This is a genomic window from Asticcacaulis sp. YBE204 (assembly GCF_000495855.1).
Taxonomy (GTDB): domain Bacteria; phylum Pseudomonadota; class Alphaproteobacteria; order Caulobacterales; family Caulobacteraceae; genus Asticcacaulis.
Window position 1 is genome coordinate 361,671 of record NZ_AWGF01000001.1, and the last position, 14,048, is coordinate 375,718.

Here is a 14,048-nt window from a genome sequence, read left to right on the forward strand (position 1 = left end):
ATTAGGCGCGAATGGTAAGCAAGTGCTTACGACAAAACCGGCCAGCGTTCGGCAACGCGTTCGACGACACGGGTGACGAAGGCAACAAGTTCAGCGCCCATTTCCGGGCTGAAGCCGTCGAAATCAGCCGAGCCGAAGGCCACGGCGCCGGGACGGCCATCGCGCCACATGGCCGTGCGCAGGACGGCGGCGGATTTGATGCGGCGGACATCTTCGCCGAACAGGGCGCGGCAAACCCCTTCGGGGCCAAGCAGAGACAGACCGGTCTCACCGATGATGTAGTCGACGCCGCCGTAATCGAGCGTCATCCAGCCAAGCGGCACGGGCGCGGTGTCTTCCAGCGCAATCGTCGCGGAAACGAGGCCGAAACGGCTGCGCACCTCCTCATTGAGGCGGCGCGCCAGATCGGAATGGTTCCGCGCTTCCATCAGGCTAAGGATCAGGCCGTGGGCCTGATTCTGCGCATCGAAATTGGCTTTTGCGGTCAGTTCAAGCTGCCGGCGGACGTCAAAATCCTTGATCGCCTTGGCTTCCAGCCGCGACAGGGCGGCGGGGCCGAAGTCAATCAGGTTGCGCGTCTTGGGTTGCAGGCCCATGGCGTCGAGTAGGGCGCGATCCTGTTTGATTTCCTGCGCGAAGTCAGGCAACAGACCGCGCAGCGTCTGATAATCCATCAGCGCGGCAAGGCGTTCTACGGTGCTGGGTTCGCGGTAATCGGAAGACATCTGTGGTTAGCAACGCGTTAAGCTTGTGGTCAGCCCAATTGATGACATAAAATCTGCATCAGCATGAGTCAAATCTATGGTTAATACGTAAATTCTTATGGATGCCCTGTTCACCACCGCTGAAATGACGCGTCCGATGCGGTGCACGAAGGTGGCTGTGCTGGCACCGATGGACACGCCGCTCGATTATGCATTGCCGGACGATATGATGCTCAGTGTCGGTGACCACGTCTGGGTGCCGCTTGGGCACGCGAAAATTCGCGGGCTGGTGACCGAGATTTCGGACACGGTCGAGACCGAATTCAAGCTCAAACCGATTGCGGCGAAGATCGACGATGAACCGGTGCCCCCGGCATCCCTGCGCTTCTGGCTGTGGGCGGCGGGCTGGACCCTGACCGCGCCGGGGACGTTCCTCAAGGGCTGTTTACAGGCGCTGAAAACCCCGAAAGCTCAGGTCAAACACGGCTTTGTCCGCACCGAGGCCGAACCCGTCAAGCTGACGCCGAAGCAGATGCGTGTGCTTGAGGTCGCCGTCTTGGCCATGAGCGCCGCTGAACTGGCCCAAGCCGCCGGGGTGACCGTCGGCGTGGTGCAGACTCTGGAGAAAAAAGGCTATCTGACGCGCGTCGAATTTACCGCGCAGGGTTTCGATGCGCCCGATCCGGATTTCATGGCACCGACGCTGAACGGCGATCAGGCGGCGGCGGATCGTCTGCTGGAAATGGAGTGGGACAGACAGGTCTTTTCACCTGTTTTGTTGGACGGAGTGACCGGGTCCGGCAAGACCGAGGTCTATCTGGAAACCGTGGCACGGGCGTTACGCGACGATCCTACCGCTCAGGTGATGATCCTGCTGCCGGAAATCGCCCTGACCACGGCGGTTATGGGACGTCTGAAGCGCCGCTTCGGCGTCGATCCGGTGCAATGGCATTCGGCCATTTCGCCCAGCCAGCGCCGCCGTATATGGGAAGGCGTGGCGCGCGGTGAGGCCCGGCTGATCGTCGGCGCCCGTTCGGCTCTGTTCCTGCCCTATGCCAATCTGAAGCTGATCGTCATCGACGAAGAGCACGACGGCTCGTTCAAACAGGAAGAAGGCGTGCGCTATCAGGCGCGCGACCTCGCCGTCATGCGCGCCCATCAGGAAGGCTTCATGGTCGTCATGGCCTCGGCGACGCCGTCGCTGGAAACCCTGACCAATGCCCAAAAAGGCCGCTATGCCTGGGTGCGGCTGGAGCAGCGCCACGGCACGGCGCAACTGCCGGATATCGACCTGATCGATATGAAGGCCCACGCGCCCGAAGCCGGGCCGACCGGCGACAAATGGTGGCTGTCCGATCCATTGGTGAAGGAGATCGAGGCGACCTTGGCGCGGCGCGAACAGGTCCTGCTGTTCCTCAATCGCCGGGGCTATGCGCCACTGGTCCTGTGTCGGGCGTGCGGTGAGCGGATGACTTCGCCGAAGACCGATAGCTGGCTGGTCGAACACCGGGCGACCGGGCGGCTGGTCTGTCACCTGACCGGTTTCTCGATGAAAAAGCCCGACCGCTGCCCGCATTGCGGCGCGCTGGACAGCCTGACCTCGATCGGACCGGGGGTCGAGCGCATTCTGGAAGAGGTGCGCGAGCGCTTCCCGGCGGCGCGGGCGGAAATATTCTCGTCCGACACCACGCCTGATGCGGACTCGTCGGCGGCCCTGATCAAGCGAGTCGAGGACCACGAAACCGATATCCTGATCGCCACGCAGGCGGCGGCCAAGGGGCATAATTTTCTCAACCTGACCCTCGTCGGGATTGTCGATGCCGATCTCGGCCTCAAGGGCGGCGATTTGCGCGCGGCGGAGCGGACGTTCCAATTATTGGCGCAGGCAACGGGCCGTGCCGGTCGCGCGGAAAAGGCCGGACGGGCGGTGCTGCAAACCTATTCGCCGGAGCATCCGGTCATGCAGGCGCTCAAGGCGCAGGACCGCGAGGCCTTTTACGCCTACGAACAGATGAGCCGCGAAATCGCGCAGTTTCCGCCGTTCGGGCGGCTGGCGGCGGTGATCCTGTCGGCTAAGGACAATGCTCTGCTTAACCGCTTCGGGCGCGAACTATCGCTGGCGATTCCGAACACGGAAGGTATCGACGTCTATGGCCCTGCCGATGCGCCGTTGAGCCTTGTGCGCGGCATGTGGCGCAAGCGGTTTCTGGTCCGCGCCGACCGCAATCGCGACCTGCAAGGGTTCATGACCGCGTGGCTGAAAAGCGTGAAGACGCCGAATGCGGTCCGCGTGGTGACCGATATTGAGCCGTATAGTTTTCTGTGACGGCAAAATAATCGTCATGCGTGCGCCCGCCTAAACCTGACGTTAGGTAATATTGGCTATGTCTCGATGTGAAACCGAGGGGCATTTCCATGATAACCAAGCTGCGTCTGGCGATCCGCAACGACCTTGAGGCCGCGGCCGAAGCGCGCGTTTTCGGGTCCGGCTGGCTGAGCGGCGTGCTGGCGCTGGTGCTGGGCGGATCGGCCCTGTTGTTGCTGCTGGCGCATCAGTATCCGGCGTGGTTTTCGGTCGAAGATCTCGAAGCCGTCCACGCCAGCCCTTATTATATGCTGGGGGTTCAGGCTCTGGCGCTCGCTGCGTTCGCGCTGGCCTGCGTCAATCTGGTCCTGCGTCGGAACAAGATTCTGGGGTTCAGCGCCGTCGCCTTCGTGCTTATGACGACGACCCTGGGCGCGATCGGTGCCCAGACCATTCCCGGCGAAGGCATCAATTTCGGCGTCGACTGGTTTATCCTCAATCTGCTGCTCAAGGGCCTGTTGTTCGTGCCGCTGGAAAAGCTGTTCAGCGGCGACAAGCCGCAGCCGCTGTTTCGCTACGAATGGCGCGAAGACCTGCTCTATTTCCTGATCTCCAGCCTGCTGATCCAGATCATGGCCTTCATCTCTCTGGCCCCGACCATGGCGATTCTGAAACACGCCGCGCTGTGGCAGTCATTGCGGGATGCGGTCGCCGCCCAGCCCTATATCGTGCAATTCGTCGAGCTGATGCTGATCGCCGATTTCATGCAGTACGGCTTTCATCGCCTGTTCCATCAGGTGCCATTCCTGTGGCGCTTTCACGCCGTCCACCATTCGGCGCAAGCCATGGACTGGATGGCCGGTTCGCGGATGCACCTGTTTGAAATCCTGCTCCTGCGCGGTGTGACGATCATTCCGCTCTATGCGCTGGGCTTCGATCAGAGCGCGCTCTACGGCTACATATTCTTCGTCTATCTTGTTTCGGCCTATGTCCACGCCAATCTGCGCTTCAAGGACGAGGGGATCTCCCTGTTCTTCGTGACGCCGCGCTTCCATCACTGGCACCACGGCATCGAAAAAGAAGCCATCGACGTGAATTTCGCCGTGCATTTTCCGTGGATAGACCGGCTGTTTGGCACCTATTATCTGCCGAAAGGGCAGTGGCCGTCAGGCTATGGTATCGGCGGTCATCCGGTGCCCAAGGGCTGGTGGGCGCAATTCATCTACCCGTTGCAGCGGGAAAAGAAGCCCGTGCCCGAACCGGCGGAATGATCAGGCGTAAAGCACCGATTTCGGGCCGAAGACCGCGCGTTCATCGTCGAGGCCCTTGCTGAGGTCTTCGAATTCTTCCTCGATGTCCTTCATGTCCTCGTAAGAACTGCGGAAATCCTCGACCGTATCCTTGCCGACTTTTTGAAAGGTCAGCTTGATCTTGGCGGTTTCGAGCAGTTCCTTGGTGGCTTTCATGAAGCCGCGCACCAGCCGCATGAACTCGCCGACCTCCATCAGTTCGCCCTGAGCCCGGTCGCGCTCGGTTTTCACATAGGCTTCGGCGGCGGTTTTCGCCTCAAGCGGTGTCTGGGGTTTTTCGGCGGTTTCCGAGGTTTCGGCGGTGGCTTCAACCGCGGTGTCGCCTTCGACCGCTTCCGTGGGCACGTCTTCCGACGTGGTCTCGACCTCGCTCACGGCGTCGGAGGCTTCAGCCTCGACGTCCTTCGTCTCGTCCGGGACGGGCGTACTGGCGGTGACCTGCGCGGCGGCATAGCCCGACACATCGCTCGAATTGCCGCCCGCCCTGACATATTCCTTGACGATGGCTTTCAGCTCTTTCATCGCCTGCGCCAGCAGTTTGGCCATCATCTTAGGGTCGTTTTCGCCCAGCTTTTTGATGATCTTCATGCGCTCGAAAAGCTGCATCAGCTTTTCCTTGGCGCGGGCGCGGGTATCGTCGCGCACCTTGCGCGGCACATCGCGGACATCGTCCATCGCCTGTTTCTGAGCGCTGAGTTTCTCGGCCTTGAGCGCCTTGAGTTTTTCGGCCATGCCGCCCGTCGTCAGCGACGGCATGAAGGTCGTTCTGATGTCCATGGTCCTCAGCCTTCTGCTGTGTGTCGGGATGGTAACAGAACAGGCTTAACCGAATCTGAAACGCAAAACGCCTCCGGAAAACCGGAGGCGTTGCAAAAGCAAACCGTGTTTGCCTTAGATATGAGAATCGGGGTGCTTTTCAGCGCCTTGGGCCGCCTTCTTCTTCTGGCTGGCGCGCGAGAGCATGTTCAGGCCCTCGACCAGTGCCGAGAAGGCCATGGCGGCGTAGATATAGCCCTTGGGGACGTGGACGCCGAAGCCTTCGGCGATCAGCACGGTGCCGATCATCAAAAGGAAGCCGAGCGCCAGCATGACGACGGTCGGGTTCTTTTCGATGAAGTTGGCCAGCGGGTCCGACGCCAGCAGCATGACCAGAACCGCGACGACGACGGCGACCATCATGACGGGGACGTGGTCGGTCATGCCGACGGCGGTCAGGATCGAGTCGACCGAGAAGACGAGGTCGAGCAGGATGATTTGAACGATGGCGGCGCCGGCATTGTTGATGGTGGCGTTCTTGGCGTCCATCACGTCATGCGTCGGCGCAGGATCAACCGTATGGTGGATTTCCTTGGTCGCCTTCCAGACGAGGAACAGGCCGCCGGCGATCAGGATCAGGTCTTTCCACGAGAACGAGGTCTCGAACATCGGCTCACCGTGTTCGCCCAGCGGCCCGATAAGGCCCAGATTGAACACCTCGGCCTTCAGGCCGATGATCCAGCCGATGGTCAGCAGCAGACCCAGACGCATGATCAGGGCCAGACCGATACCGAGGCGGCGGGTCTTCTGGCGGTCTTTCTCCGGCAGCTTGTTCGACAGGATCGAAATGAAGACGAGGTTGTCGATGCCGAGCACGACCTCCATCACGATGAGGGTGACAAGGGCCGCCCAGACGGCGGGATCGGAAAAAAGGGCCACAAGGTCCATAGGATATGTCTCTGAAAGCAATAGGGTGCGCTATACATAGGGCAACCCCGTTAAAGCACAATCAGTCGCATAACAGGAAAATCGTTTGCATAAGGCGCTAGGCCCATTTTTCGGGCAACCATTGCAGATAGGCGGAAAAATCTGAAAATCATCTATGATCTCGTCCGGTCACAGAAAATTGAAAAATGCCGTTTGGTTGGTTGCGATGCGGGAGACCCCATGCTAAGAGGCGCGCGGCTTTAAAAGCTTGGCGCCTTGTATGTGTGCGCCTGTCAGGCTGCGCCCATTCCAATTATTTCTTTTGCCGGAACCTGCCGTGAGCGATATTTTTACAGAAACAGAGGTCGGCGCCCGTTACGCCAAGGCCGTGTTCGAACTGGCCGTTACCGCTGGTTCTATCGACGCCGTCCATGCCGATCTGGTAACTCTTAAGGCTTTGCTGATCGAGAGCAAGGACCTGCGCCGTCTGGTGACCTCGCACGCCTTCACCTCAGCCGACAAGCTGAAGGGCCTGACCGCCGTTCTGGAAAAGGCCGCGCCGAACGCCCTGACGATCAAGGCGCTGGGCCTGATCGCGCAGAATGGCCGCCTGTCTCAGGTTTTCGGTTTCATCACCGCGTTTAACCGCCTGCATGACGCCCGCAAGGGCATCGTTTCGGCGGTCGTTGCCTCCGCCACCACGCTTTCCGAAGCCCAGGTGGCCGATCTTCAGGCGGCCCTGCGCACTGCGCTGGGCCGTGACGCCGTGATCAGCCAGTCGGTTGATCCGTCCCTGCTCGGCGGGCTTAAGGTCCGCGTGGGCTCGCGTCTGTTCGACGCGTCGCTCAAGACTAAACTCGACTCCCTCAAATTCGCCCTTAAGAGAGCGTAAGACTCATGGACATTCGTGCTGCCGAAATCTCGGCCATCCTCAAAGCTCAAATCGCCGGTTTCGGTGAAGAAGCCGACGTTTCGGACGTAGGTTCCGTTCTGTCGGTCGGCGACGGTATCGCCCGCGTTCACGGCCTCGACAAGGTTCAGGCCGGTGAAATGGTCTCCTTCCCCAAGGCGGGCGTCAAGGGCATGGCCCTGAACCTCGAAAAGGACAATGTCGGCGTCGTTATCTTCGGCGAAGACCGCGAAGTCCGCGAAGGCGACGAAGTCCGCCGCCTCGGTGAAATCGTGCAGGTGCCGGTCGGCAAGGGCCTTCTCGGCCGCGTCGTCAACCCGCTGGGCGAGCCCATCGACGGCAAGGGTCCGATCGAAGTGACCGAATTCCGCCGCGTCGACGTCAAGGCCCCCGGCATCATCCCGCGCAAGTCGGTGCACGAGCCCGTGCAGACCGGCATCAAGGCCATCGACACCCTGATCCCCGTCGGCCGCGGCCAGCGCGAACTGATCATCGGTGACCGTCAGACCGGTAAGACCGCCGTCGCCATCGACGCCATCCTGAACCAGAAGGCCGCTAACGCCGGTTCGGACGAGTCGGCCAAGCTGTACTGCATCTACGTCGCCATCGGCCAGAAGCGTTCGACCGTCGCCCAGATCGTCAAGGCACTGGAAGAAAACGGCGCGCTGGAATACACCATCGTCGTCGCCGCCACGGCGTCCGAGCCCGCCCCGCTGCAATTCCTGGCACCGTTCGCCGGTTGCGCCATGGGCGAGTTCTTCCGCGACAACGGCATGCACGGCCTGATCATCTATGACGATCTGTCGAAGCAAGCCGTCGCCTATCGTCAGATGTCGCTGCTGCTGCGCCGTCCGCCGGGCCGCGAAGCCTATCCGGGCGACGTTTTCTATCTCCATTCGCGTCTGCTGGAACGCGCCGCGAAGCTGAACGAAGACAATGGTTCGGGCTCGCTGACCGCTCTGCCGATCATCGAAACCCAGGCCAACGACGTGTCGGCCTACATCCCGACCAACGTGATCTCGATCACCGACGGCCAGATCTTCCTTGAAACCGACCTGTTCTATCAGGGCATCCGCCCCGCCGTGAACGTCGGCCTGTCGGTGTCGCGCGTCGGCTCGGCCGCCCAGATCAAGGCGATGAAGCAGGTTGCCGGTTCGATCAAGGGCGACCTTGCCCAGTATCGCGAAATGGCCGCCTTCGCCAAGTTCGGTTCGGACCTCGACGCCGCCACGCAGCGCCTGCTGGCCCGCGGTGCGCGTCTGACGGAACTGCTGAAGCAACCGCAATATTCGCCGCTGAAGGTCGAAGAGCAGGTTGCGGTGATCTACGCCGGTACGCGCGGTTACCTCGATAAGGTCGCCGTCAACGAAGTCGGTCGTTTCGAGCGCGAATTCCTCAGCCTCCTGCGTGGCAAGCACGTCGAACTGCTGGCCGCCATCCGCGACAAGAAAGCCCTGTCGCCGGAGCTGGAAGAGCAATTGAAGGCCATCGTCACGGACTTCGCCGCCAACTTCGCTTAATAAACAACCTCCCCTGCGACAGCGGGGGAGGGGTCAGCTTGCTGGCCGGAGGGGCAAGGCCCCGATTTATAGGGACTATTCATGGCAAGTCTTAAGGACATGCGCGTTCAGATCGCCAGCGTGAAAGCCACGCAGAAGATCACCAAGGCCATGCAGATGGTCGCCGCCGCCAAGCTCAAGCGGGCTCAGGACGCGGCTGAGAACGCACGCCCCTACGCCAAGCGCATGGCCTCGGTCATCGCCAATCTGGCGCGTGGCGTGTCGGGCGATGCCGCACCGAAGCTGCTGGCCGGGACCGGCTCGACGCAGAACCATCTGGTCGTCGTCGCCACCGCCGATCGCGGTCTGGCCGGCGGGTTCAACTCCTCGATCGTCCGCGCGGCGCGCGAACACATCCGCGAGCTGATCGCCGAAGGCAAGACCGTCAAGGTGCTGACCGTGGGCCGCAAGGGCCTCGATCAGCTCAAGCGTCAGTATGCCGACCGCATCACCGGTTCGTTCGAACTGGCCAAGACGCTGAACCTCGATGTCGCGCAGCCGATCGCCGACGCCATCTTCACGGCGTTCGACAACGGTCAGGCCGATGTCGTAACCCTGTTCTACAGCCAGTTCCGTTCGGTCATCTCTCAGGTGCCGACCGCGAAGCAACTGATCCCGGCCCAGATCGAAGCCAGCACCGAGGAAACTTCGGGCGGCGCGGTCTATGAGTACGAGCCGTCGGAAGAAGAGATTCTCGAAACGCTGCTGCCGCGCAATCTGACGGTTCAGATTCTGGCCAGCCTTCTGGAAAACAACGCGGGCTTCTATGCCGCCCAGATGAGCGCGATGGACAACGCCACGCGCAACGCGGGCGAAATGATCAAAGCCATGAACCTGAAATACAACCGTAAACGCCAGGCGCAGATCACGACCGAACTGATCGAGATCATCGCCGGTGCCGAAGCCATCTAAGGATTATTGAAAATGTCCGCCCATCAAACGATTACGGCCAATAAGGGCCGCGTCACCCAGGTTATCGGTGCCGTTGTCGACGTCGAATTCGACTCGAACCTGCCCGCCATCCTCAACGCTCTGGAAACCGTCAACACGGCTTCGGGTTCGCGCCTCGTCCTCGAAGTGGCGCAGCACCTCGGCGAAAACGCCGTGCGCACCATCGCCATGGACGCCACCGAAGGCCTCGTCCGCGGTCAGGAAGTGACCGACCTCGGCGCCCCGATCACCGTTCCGGTCGGCCCGGCGACGCTTGGTCGCATCATCAACGTCATCGGCGAGCCGATCGACGAAGCCGGTCCGATCGAAACGCAATTCTTCAACCCGATCCACGCCGATGCTCCGGCGTTTGCGGACCAGGCCACCTCGGCTGAAATCCTCGTCACCGGCATCAAGGTCATCGACCTGATCTGCCCGTACGCCAAGGGTGGTAAGATCGGCCTGTTCGGCGGTGCCGGCGTCGGCAAGACCGTGACCATTCAGGAACTGATCAACAACATCGCCAAGGCCTACGGCGGCTATTCGGTGTTCGCCGGTGTCGGTGAGCGTACCCGCGAAGGCAACGACCTCTATCACGAAATGATCGAGTCGAAGGTGAACGAACACGGCGGTGGCGGCGCGTCGCGCTGTACGCTGGTTTACGGTCAGATGAACGAGCCGCCGGGTGCCCGCGCCCGCGTCGCCCTGACCGGTCTGGCTCAGGCCGAATATTTCCGCGACGTCGAAGGCAAGGACGTTCTGTTCTTCGTCGACAACATCTTCCGCTTCACGCAGGCCGGTTCGGAAGTGTCCGCTCTGCTGGGCCGTATCCCGTCGGCGGTGGGCTATCAGCCGACGCTGGCGACCGAAATGGGCAAGCTGCAAGAGCGCATCACCTCGACCAACAAGGGTTCGATCACCTCGGTTCAGGCTGTGTACGTGCCCGCCGACGACCTGACCGATCCGGCTCCGGCCGCTTCGTTCGCCCACCTCGACGCCACGACGGTTCTGTCGCGTTCGATCGCCGAACAGGGCATCTATCCGGCCGTTGACCCGCTCGACTCGACCTCGCGTATCCTCGATCCGCGCATCGTCGGCGAAGAGCACTACAACACCGCCAACCAGGTCCAGCAAATCCTCCAGCAGTACAAGTCGCTGAAGGACATCATCGCCATCCTCGGCATGGACGAACTGTCGGAAGAAGACAAGCTGGTCGTGGCCCGCGCCCGTAAGATCCAGCGCTTCCTGTCGCAGCCGTTCCACGTCGCCGAAATCTTCACCGGCACGCCGGGCGTTCTGATGAAGATCGAAGACACCATCAAGGGCTTCAAGGGCCTTTGCAACGGCGACTACGACCACCTCCCCGAAGCGGCCTTCTACATGGTCGGCGGCATCGAGGAAGCCATCGCCAAGGCCGAGCGCCTGGCGGGTGAGGCCTAATCATCATGGCCGAGAAGCTCCACGTCTCTCTGGTGACACCGGAAAAGGAACTCTTTTCCGGTGACGTCGATCAGGTGATCGCACCGGGTTCCGAAGGCGAATTCGGCGTGCTGGTCAATCATGCGCCGTTCATGACGACGCTGGCCGAAGGTATGGTAACCATCCTCGACGGTGACAAGAAGCGCATGTATCAGGTGCGCGGCGGCTTTGCCGACGTGAACGCCGAGGGCATGACCATTCTGGCCGAAAGCGCCGAGGAATATGTCGAAACGGTCCACTAAGGATCGGTTTCTGACGGCTCAAATTAAACCCCCGCTGGATTGCTCCGGTGGGGGTTTTTGTTTTCCCCCTCGCCCCTTTGGGGAGAGGGTTGAGGTGAGGGGGCAACACCGAGCGTGGGATTTCCCCCTCACCCGGCCCAAAGACTATCGTCTTTGCGCCACCCTCTCCCCGAAGGGGCGAGGGGAAGTCCTTACTCCACGCCTTCGACCAGAACCATGTTGAACTCAGCCGCGTTGAGGCGGTGTTCGCGGGCGGCCTGATAGTCCGGCGAGTTATAATAGCCGAGCGCCGCCTCATAGGACGGGAACTCAAGGATCACGACGCGCGGAAAGCCCTGACCTTCCAGCACTTCCGAACGCCCGCCACGTGCCAGCGGCGTCATGTTGAAGGCTTCGGCCGGGGCCTTGGTCCCTGCGCCGTACTTGGCGTAGGATTCGGGATCGCTGACCTTGGCCTGAGCGATGATGTAAGCTTTGGGCATATGAGCATTCTCCTGTTGCTAATACTCCCCCACTTGTGGGGGAGATACCGCCGTCAGGCGGGAGAGGGGGGCCTTACAGCCGGAAAGGCCCCCCTCCGTCGTTTTCGCTAAAGCTCAAACGCCACCTCCCCCGCAAGCGGGGGAGTATTTGGGAAGCATATGTGTCGGTTAGCAAGAATTTGCACAAAAGCCTACAGTTCGACGCCATTTGCGACTATATAGGCCCCAAATGAGTACACCTTTTCTCAAGATGAACGGCCTCGGCAATGATTTCATTGTCGTTGATGCCCGGACCCGGAGTTTCCAACCCGCCGCGGAGCAGATCCGTGCGTGGGGTAATCGTGCATCTGGCGTCGGTTTCGATCAGTTGATCGCCATCGAAGCCTCGCCCGAAGGCGACGCCTTCATGCGCGTGTGGAATTCCGACGGTGGCACGGTCGAGACCTGCGGCAATGCCTTGCGCTGCGTGGCCTGGTATCTCGATCAGGACCAGCCCGATACTGAGCTGAAAATCGACACACTGGGCGGCAAGACGACCGCACGGGTGCTGGAGCGCGACGCGAAGACCGGCATCGCTTCGGTCGATATGGGTAAGCCGCGCCTTGACTGGACGCAGATTCCGCTCTCAGAAGAAATGAACACCGAACGGCTGGAGCTTCAGGTCGGCCCCATCGACGCGCCGCTCTATCACACGCCGTGCGCCGTCTCGATGGGCAACCCGCACGTCGTGTTCTTTGTTGACGATGTCTCCACCGTCGATGTCGAGCGCACCGGCAGCCTGATCGAGAACCACCCGCTGTTCCCCGAAGGCGTCAATGTCGAGTTCGCGCAGGTGATCGACCGCAACACCATCCGCATGCGGGTGTGGGAGCGCGGCGCGGGCATTACTAAGGCCTGCGGTACTGGAGCTTGCGCCACATTGGTCGCCTGCGCGCGGCGCGGCCTGACCGATCGCCATGCCAATGTCATCATGGACGGCGGGCCGCTGCATATTCTGTGGCGTTCCGATGATCACGTCATCATGACCGGCCCGGTCGAGGTCGAATTCGAGGGCGCGCTGTAGTGGCTCACGATCACGCGCACGAAGAGGTTCTGGCGGAAGCGCCGGAAACGCCCGTCGGCCTGCAAAACGGCGTCGAGGTGGTCACCTTCGGCTGCCGTTTGAATTCGTACGAGTCCGAACTGATCCGCAAGACGGCGGCCAATGACGGCCTCGACGGTGCGATCATCTTCAATACCTGCGCCGTGACGGGCGAGGCCGTGCGTCAGGCGCGTCAGGCCATCCGCCGGGCGCGCAAGGAAAACCCGGACGCCAAACTGATCGTCACCGGCTGTGCGGCGCAAACCGATCCCGACACCTTCGCCACTATGAGCGAGGTCGATTTCATCATCGGCAATGGCGATAAATCGACCGCCGGGGCCTATGCCCTGACGCCGGACTCGGCCCGCATCGCCGTCAACGACATCTTCTCGGTGCGTGAAACCGCCGGGCACCTGATCGACGGGCTCAAGGATCGCGCCCGCGCCTATGTCGAGGTGCAGAACGGTTGCGACCACCGCTGCACCTTCTGCATCATCCCCTATGGCCGCGGCAATTCGCGCTCGGCGGCGGCGGGCGACGTGGTGGGGCAGATTTCGCGTCTGGTCGATGAAGGTTATAACGAGGTGGTCCTGACCGGGGTCGATCTGACCTCGTGGGGCAACGACCTGCCGGGGACGCCGCAACTGGGCAACCTGGTCGGGCGTATCCTGAAGCACGTGCCGGACCTCAAACGTCTGCGTCTCTCGTCGATCGATGCGGCGGAAATCGACGACAGTCTGATGCGGCTGTTTGCCGATGAAGAGCGTCTGGCGCCTTATCTGCATCTCAGCCTGCAACACGGGGACGACCTGATCCTCAAGCGCATGAAGCGCCGCCACCTGCGCGCCGATGCCATCAAGCTGGTGCAGCAGGTGCGGGCCCTGCGCCCGGACGTGGCCTTCGGGGCCGATATGATCGCCGGGTTCCCGACCGAAACCGAGGAACACTTTGCCAATTCGGTGGCGCTGGTCGATGAATGCGATCTGGCGTTTCTGCACGTCTTTCCGTACAGCCCACGCCCTCAGACCCCGGCGGCGAAAATCCCGCAACTGCCGCGTCCGCTGATCAAGGACCGCGCCGCGCGTCTGCGCGCCAAGGCGGGTGAGGCGCTGGTGCGGCACCTCGATCGTCAGGTCGGACGTGAGATTTCGGCGGTCGTCGAAAAGGACGGCTTTGCCCGCGCGGCGGACTTTACCGAAGTGCTGTTCGAGGGGGCGGCGACGATTGGTGGTCTTGCGTCCTTACGCATTACGGGCCATGACGGTAAGCGCGCGCTTGCGGCAATAGCTTAACTTCCCTCGCCCCTTTGGGGAGAGGGTGGACAAAGACGTTAGTCTTGGCCGGGTGAGGGGGAAACCCACTC

General features: G+C 61.5%; 13 protein-coding genes. 9 read left to right on the plus strand and 4 right to left on the minus strand.

Features of this window, described 5'->3' with window-relative positions; translation table 11 throughout:
• Nucleotides 1–26 precede the first annotated feature (26 nt).
• The gene (locus AEYBE204_RS22575) at nucleotides 27–725 is read right to left on the minus strand and encodes a DUF484 family protein (protein ID WP_023460645.1); all 699 of its coding nucleotides are present in this window, start codon (nucleotides 723–725) and stop codon (nucleotides 27–29) included.
• 97 nt (nucleotides 726–822) lie between these two features.
• Here AEYBE204_RS22575 and AEYBE204_RS22580 point away from each other — a divergent pair, with 97 nt between their 5' ends.
• Together AEYBE204_RS22580 and AEYBE204_RS22585 are read left to right on the plus strand one after the other, a co-directional pair.
• Nucleotides 823–3,030 (plus strand): primosomal protein N', encoded by a 2,208-nt coding sequence (locus AEYBE204_RS22580; protein WP_023460646.1) that lies wholly within the window; start codon nucleotides 823–825, stop codon nucleotides 3,028–3,030.
• Nucleotides 3,031–3,119: 89 nt separating this feature from the next.
• Nucleotides 3,120–4,280 (plus strand): sterol desaturase family protein, encoded by a 1,161-nt coding sequence (locus AEYBE204_RS22585; protein ID WP_023460647.1) that lies wholly within the window; start codon nucleotides 3,120–3,122, stop codon nucleotides 4,278–4,280.
• Here AEYBE204_RS22585 and AEYBE204_RS22590 read toward each other — a convergent pair whose 3' ends face one another.
• Nucleotides 4,281–5,096 carry a hypothetical protein gene (locus tag AEYBE204_RS22590; protein WP_023460648.1) on the minus strand — a complete coding sequence of 272 codons (816 nt, stop codon included), beginning with the start codon at nucleotides 5,094–5,096 and terminating at the stop codon, nucleotides 4,281–4,283. It lies immediately after the preceding gene.
• 114 nt (nucleotides 5,097–5,210) lie between these two features.
• A complete protein-coding gene (locus AEYBE204_RS22595) occupies nucleotides 5,211–6,023 on the minus strand; it encodes a TerC family protein (protein WP_023460649.1) in 813 nt (270 codons plus the stop codon).
• A 316-nt stretch (nucleotides 6,024–6,339) separates the two neighbouring features.
• On the opposite strand from AEYBE204_RS22595, the gene AEYBE204_RS22600 reads away from it, so the two are divergent.
• From AEYBE204_RS22600 to AEYBE204_RS22620, 5 genes are all read left to right on the plus strand, one after another.
• Nucleotides 6,340–6,894 (plus strand): F0F1 ATP synthase subunit delta, encoded by a 555-nt coding sequence (locus AEYBE204_RS22600; RefSeq protein WP_023460650.1) that lies wholly within the window; start codon nucleotides 6,340–6,342, stop codon nucleotides 6,892–6,894.
• A 5-nt stretch (nucleotides 6,895–6,899) separates the two neighbouring features.
• Nucleotides 6,900–8,432 (plus strand): F0F1 ATP synthase subunit alpha, encoded by a 1,533-nt coding sequence (atpA, locus tag AEYBE204_RS22605; RefSeq protein ID WP_023460651.1) that lies wholly within the window; start codon nucleotides 6,900–6,902, stop codon nucleotides 8,430–8,432.
• Between the two features lie 81 nt (nucleotides 8,433–8,513).
• A complete protein-coding gene (locus tag AEYBE204_RS22610; protein ID WP_031229591.1) occupies nucleotides 8,514–9,383 on the plus strand; it encodes a F0F1 ATP synthase subunit gamma in 870 nt (289 codons plus the stop codon).
• 12 nt (nucleotides 9,384–9,395) lie between these two features.
• Complete coding sequence (gene atpD, locus AEYBE204_RS22615) at nucleotides 9,396–10,841, plus strand: F0F1 ATP synthase subunit beta (RefSeq protein WP_023460653.1); 1,446 nt, start codon at nucleotides 9,396–9,398, stop codon at nucleotides 10,839–10,841.
• A gap of 5 nt (nucleotides 10,842–10,846) precedes the next feature.
• Complete coding sequence (locus AEYBE204_RS22620; protein WP_023460654.1) at nucleotides 10,847–11,122, plus strand: ATP synthase F1 subunit epsilon; 276 nt, start codon at nucleotides 10,847–10,849, stop codon at nucleotides 11,120–11,122.
• A 191-nt stretch (nucleotides 11,123–11,313) separates the two neighbouring features.
• Here the strand turns inward: AEYBE204_RS22620 and AEYBE204_RS22625 are convergent, their stop codons facing one another.
• Complete coding sequence (locus AEYBE204_RS22625; RefSeq protein ID WP_023460655.1) at nucleotides 11,314–11,604, minus strand: DUF1330 domain-containing protein; 291 nt, start codon at nucleotides 11,602–11,604, stop codon at nucleotides 11,314–11,316.
• A gap of 229 nt (nucleotides 11,605–11,833) precedes the next feature.
• On the opposite strand from AEYBE204_RS22625, the gene dapF reads away from it, so the two are divergent.
• Nucleotides 11,834–12,667 carry a diaminopimelate epimerase gene (gene dapF / locus AEYBE204_RS22630; protein WP_031229593.1) on the plus strand — a complete coding sequence of 278 codons (834 nt, stop codon included), beginning with the start codon at nucleotides 11,834–11,836 and terminating at the stop codon, nucleotides 12,665–12,667.
• A complete protein-coding gene (gene mtaB / locus AEYBE204_RS22635) occupies nucleotides 12,667–13,977 on the plus strand; it encodes a tRNA (N(6)-L-threonylcarbamoyladenosine(37)-C(2))-methylthiotransferase MtaB (RefSeq protein ID WP_023460657.1) in 1,311 nt (436 codons plus the stop codon). The genes dapF and mtaB overlap by 1 nt, the downstream gene beginning before the upstream one ends.
• The last annotated feature ends 71 nt before the right edge of the window (nucleotides 13,978–14,048 follow it).